Annotated in this window: 1 protein-coding gene; it reads left to right on the forward strand. The window is 68.6% G+C overall.

The window, feature by feature from the left end:
• On the forward strand, window positions 1-3,441 hold a 3,441-nt coding region (locus AC1D1Y_RS25725), incomplete at its 5' end, for a beta strand repeat-containing protein (RefSeq protein ID WP_477684852.1).
• Window positions 3,442-3,947 lie beyond the last annotated feature (506 nt).

Genomic DNA, 3,947 nt, shown 5'->3' on the forward strand with positions numbered 1-3,947 from the left:
GGGCAGGGTGGCGCCCTGGACGTGCTGGGCCGCGCCGGCCTGGCCGCGCCGATCACGCCCATAGGGGCGCTGCCGGGTTCCGCGGGCGTCGCGGGCACCACGCGCGTCGGCGACGGTTCGGGTGGTGGTGGCGGCGGCGGCGGCTGCCCCGGCGGTGCGGGCGGCGCGGAGCTGGTCGACAGCAGCGGCACCAACAACACCCAGCAGGCCACAGGCGGCAGTTCATGCAGCGACACCTCCGTGGTGACGGGTTTGAGCGTGACCGCGGCGGGTGCCGCCGGCGGTGCTTCCGTCACCGGCACGGCGCCGGCCAGCGGAAATAACGGCAGCAACGGCACTGTCACCATCACGCCGCTCAATCCGACACGGCTGATCACCAAATCCCAGCCCAGCCCGGCACTGGCCGTGAGCAGGGACAGCGTGTACACGCTGACGGTGACGGCCTCCACCTCGACGCCGTTTTTCACCGCCACGGTAGGGGACCAGTTGCCGGCCAACCTGACCTATGTCGGCTGGTCCGGCACCGGCTGGACTTGCCCGACAGCGACCGGCGGCACCGGAACCCTGGTGGCCTGTACCTACAGCAGCAGCACCGCGACCACCACGGCCACGTTGAACATCACGGTGAGGCCGACGTCGACCGTTAGCGTGACCAACCGCGCCTCGGTAGGCTCCGTGGGCAATGCCACCCAGCCTGCGCCGTCCACCTGCACCGGAAACAACACGCCCGTGGGTTGCGCCACGCCGGTGACCAACATTCCCACCAATGCGATCCTGAACTTGGTCAAGTCGGCGCCCAGCCCGGCCTTGAAAGTCGGCAGCAACAGCGCCTACACCCTCACGCTCACCAACACCGGCACGACGGCGAGCACCACGGCCCGCATCACCGACCAGTTACCCGCCAATCTGACTTATGTCAGTGGCGTGGGCACGGGCTGGACCTGCTCCACGGCGCCTAGCGGCGGCGGCACGCTGGTGACCTGCGACTACACCGGCTCCATCGCCACCGGTGGCGGGACGGCCGCCGTCGTCATCACGGTCACACCCACCAGCACGGCCAGCGTGACCAACTATGCGGCGACGGACCGGACGGGCGGCACCAACACACCGACGCCCACCACCTGTACCGCGGCCAATACCCCGACAGTGGGTTGCGCCGCCCCGGTCACGAGCACGCCGACCATTGTCACGCTGGGCCTTGTCAAATCCGCGCCCAGTCCCGCGCTGCAGGTCGGCTTCAACAGCGCGTACACGCTGACGGCGACGAATAGCGGGACTGCCGCCAGCACCACGGCCCGCATCACCGACCAGTTGCCCGCCAACCTGACCTATGTCAGCGGCGTGGGCACCGGCTGGACTTGTTCGGCGGCCGGTGGATTGGTGACCTGCAACTTCAGCGGAACCCTCGCCGCCGGCGGCGGAACGGCGGCCGTGGTCATCACGGTCACGCCGACCAGCACGGCCAGCGTGACCAATTTCGCATCGATAGACCCGACGGGTGGCACGGCTCCGCCCACGTCCACCACCTGTACCGCCGCGAACACCCCCAGTGCCGGTTGCGCCGCGCCGGTGACGAGTACGCCGACCAGCATCATCCTGGGCCTGGTCAAGTCGGCCCCCAGCCCCGCACTGCAGGTTCTCAGCAACAGCGCCTACACACTCACGGTGACCAATAGCGGCACGGCCGCCAGCACAACGGCGCGTGTCCTGGACCAGTTGCCCTCCACCCTGAGCTACGTGAGCGGCGTGGGCACGGGCTGGACCTGCTCCACGGCGCCCAGCGGCGGCGGCACGCTGGTGACCTGCAACTACAGCGGCAACATCGCCGCCGGCGGCGGAACGGCGGCCGTGGTCATCACGGTCACGTCAACCAGCAATGCCGCGGTGACCAACTACGCATCGGTGGATCCCACCGGCGGCACAGCGCCTCCGGTCCCCACCACCTGCACCGCGGCCAATGCCCCGAGCGCAGGCTGCGCGGCGCCTGTGAGCAGCACGGCGGGCCGGCTGGTTGCCGGCAACGTGTACAGCGACCCGAACCACAACAGCAACCTGGACGCGGGTGAAGCCGGCATAGGCGGGGCCAGCGCCCTGTGGGTCAAACTGGTGCCGCTGTCAGCTAGCGTGTGCACGGGCCCGGCCACTGCGGCCGCGTCGGTCAACCTCACCACCGGCGCCTACAGCCTGCCCAGCGTGGCGGAAGGCAGCTACTGCCTGATCCTGGATGGCAACAGCACCCTGAGCGACATCACGGCCGCCTACCCGGCCGGCTGGATCGGCACGCAGAACCCGAATGGTGTGATCCAGCTTGCGGTAGGCGCCGCGCCACCCTCGCCGCAGAACTTCGGCCTGTACAACGGCAGCACGCTCAGCGGCAATGTGTTCGCCGACAACGGCGCCGGCGGCGGCACCGCCAACAACGGCGTGAAGGCCGGCACCGAGCCGGGCCTGGCCGGCGTCGCCGTCAACGCCATGCAGGGCGCGACCACGGTGGACAGCGAACCCACGGCCAGCGACGGCAGTTTCATTTTGTGGATTCCCGGCGCCACGAGCGGCACCGTGGTCCTCACGCCCGTGCTGCCGGCCGGCTACACCGCCACTGGCGGCTCGGCCGGCACCACCGGCGGCACTTACACCCGCCCCAGCGTGAGCTACACCGCCGGCTCCGGCCTGGCCCGCACCGGCATCAGCTTCGGCATGGTGGCGCCCAATACCCTGAGCCCCAACGGCGCCCAGACGGCGCAGCCCGGCACCGTGGTGTTCTACGCCCACACCTATAAAGCGGGCACCGGCGGGTCGGTCACGTTCTCGATGGCCAACACCGCCACGCCGGCCAGCCCGGTCTGGAACCAGGTGCTCTACCAGGACAGCAACTGCAACGCCGCGCTGGAGGCCAGTGAGACGCAGGTCACGACGGCCATCACCGTCACCGCAGGGCAGACCGTCTGCCTGATCATCAAACAGTTTGTGCCCGCGGGCGCCGGCCAGGGCGCGCAGAACAGCATCACGCTGAGCGCCGCCTTCACTTACACCAACTCGGCCCCGGCGCTGGCCGTCAGCACGCTGGTCGCCACCGACATCACCACGGTGGGCCAGGCCGGCGACCTGTCGCTGTCCAAGCTGGTGAGCAACATCACCCAGGCCATTCCCGCGGCCACCAGCGTGAACGCCAACCCCGGCGACACGCTGCAGTACACGCTGACGGCGACCAACAACGGCACGCAGCCGCTGTCCACGCTGTTCGTGAACGATTCCACCGCGGCCTTCACAGGATTTGTCTCCGCGGCCTGCCCGGGCTCGCTGCCCACCGGCATCACGGGCTGCACGGTGACGACGCAGCCGGCGGTCAATGCGCAAGGGGCGTTGAAGTGGACGTTTACCGGGTCGCTGGCGTCTGGGGGGCAGCTGGTGGTGACTTACCGGGTCAAGGTCGATCAATAGGCCGGGTCTCGCGCCGGCTTGCGCGCCCTCGCCCTCTGCTGAGAATTGCTGGCCGGGGGTAGCCCGGCGGCTACTCACTTTTCTTTTGCTTCGCCAAAAGAAAAGTAAGCAAAAGAAAAGGCGACCCTGGTTGCTGCGTCCCTGCGCTTCGCTACGGGCAACCTGCGGTGCTCGGTTCAGGCGGGGTCTCGCTAAACTCGCCTTCGGCTCAAACAACGCGATCCCTGATCCGTCTGGCCCTGCGCTCCTCGGCGCATCCACAAGGGGTGGGGAAGGAATACCAATACAGAAGAAACAAGGACTCGCCATGGCGAGTCCTTGTGGTCTTGGTTTGTTCTTTGGTGTTTGTCCCCGCTTCCGCTCCCGATTGCCCCGTCCTGGCTGGGCCGAGGAGCGCAGACGTAGGCGGATCAGGGATCGCGCTTGTCTGAGCGAAGCGAGTTTGCGCGAGACCCCGCCGTAGTCGAGCACCGCAGGTTGCCCGAAGCGAAGCGTAGGGACCCAGA

The organism is Polaromonas sp. P1_G1 (genome assembly GCF_056405595.1).